This window comes from Streptomyces sp. NBRC 110611 (assembly GCF_001590865.1).
Taxonomy (GTDB): domain Bacteria; phylum Actinomycetota; class Actinomycetes; order Streptomycetales; family Streptomycetaceae; genus Streptomyces.
Genome location: NZ_BBUY01000077.1, coordinates 1 through 1,592 on the forward strand (window position 1 = coordinate 1; position 1,592 = coordinate 1,592).

1 protein-coding gene is annotated in these 1,592 nt (G+C 71.9%); it reads right to left on the reverse strand.

From position 1 onward, the window contains the following. On the reverse strand, positions 1-1,566 hold a 1,566-nt coding region (locus tag AZE13_RS33400), incomplete at its 3' end, for a polyketide synthase dehydratase domain-containing protein (protein WP_258528201.1). Positions 1,567-1,592 lie beyond the last annotated feature (26 nt).

A 1,592-nucleotide genomic window follows, 5' to 3' on the forward strand; every position in this document is an offset into this window, starting at 1 on the left:
GGACTGGATCACGTCCAACGCCCCAGCTGCCGCGGCATGTACGGACTCCACCGTTCCGGTGGTCCTGGTGGTGGTCGGCGGGACGAGCACGGTGTGGTGGCTGCCAGCCTCCGCGAGGTCGTCGAGATCCGCGTAGGGCCGGAGCGGGATTCCCTTGAGGGTGCCGTCGGTGTCCTCGCCGAGCATGGCGAGGGAGCCCGCGGGATCGCCTGTAGCGTCTGTATTGCCCGTATCGCCTGCGAGGTGGATGCCGGTCCAGTCGACCTTGAAGAGGGAATCGCGGTTGGCGGACGGCAACTGCCCGGCGGTGAGGGGACGCGCGGTCAGTGACCGCACCGAGGCGACCGGCCCGCCGGCCGCGTCCGCGAGGGCGATCGACATGCCGTCTTCGGTGGGACGGATGCGCACCCTCACCTGGGAAGCACCGGTGGCGTGGAGGGTCACCCCGTTCCACGAGAAGGGGACGCCGCCGCCCGCTTCCCCGTCGGCCAGTAGCGCCGTGTGCAGGGCGGCGTCGAAGAGTGCGGGGTGCAGGCCGTAGGCATCGCCGTCCGTGCCCTCGGGAAGGCGGACCTCGGCGTAGATGTCCTCACCGAGCTTCCAGGCCGCCCGCAGGCCCTGGAACACCGGGCCGTACTCGAACCCGGCATCCGCGAACCGCTCGTAGCAGCCCGCCACGTCAAGCGGCTCGGCACCCCGCGGGGGCCACACCTCGGCATCGAACGACAGCGCCTCGGCGGCCGAGGAAGCAGCCAGTGCACCGCTGGCATGCAGCGTCCACGGCCCCTCCCCTTCACGTGCATGCACCGCCACCGGCCGTCGGCCTCCGTCTTCGGGCTCACCCACCCAGACCTGCACCTGGACGGCGCCGCCCGGGGCGGGCAGCACCAGCGGCGCGGCGAGCGTCAGCTCCTCCAGCAGGTCGCAGCCGACCTCGTCGGCCGCCCGCAGCACCAGTTCCACCAGCGCCGTACCAGGCACCAGCACCGACCCCAGCACCACATGATCCGCCAGCCACGGATGCGAGGACACCGACAACCGACCGGTGAACAACAAACCACCCGAGCCCGCCAGTTCCACCGCCGCACCCAGCAACGGATGCCCCGCCGAACCCAGACCCGCAGACCGCACATCGCCCGCACGCGCCACCCCACCCGACGGCCAGAACCGCTCGCGCTGGAACGCGTACGTCGGCAGATCCACCCACCGCGCACCCGTACCGGCGAAGACGGCGGACCAGTCGACCGGCACGCCGTGGACGTGCAGCCGTGCCACGGCCGTGAGCAGTGCCGGTGCCTCGGGCCGGTCCTTGCGCAGTACCGGGGTCGATACCGAATCGTCATCGTCCGTGGCGGACTCCGCGGTCAGCGCGGAGAGGGTGCCATCCGGCCCGAGCTCCAGGAACGCCGTGACGCCCCCCGCGCGCAGCGCGCTCACCCCGTCGGCGAACCGTACGGTCTCGCGGACGTGGCTGACCCAGTACTCCGCGGAGCACAGCTGTTCCACGGTGGCGGGCTCGCCGGTGACGTTCGAGACCACGGGGGTGTGTGGCGCGCTGTATGTCATGCCGTCGGCGACGGCGCGGAAGTCGG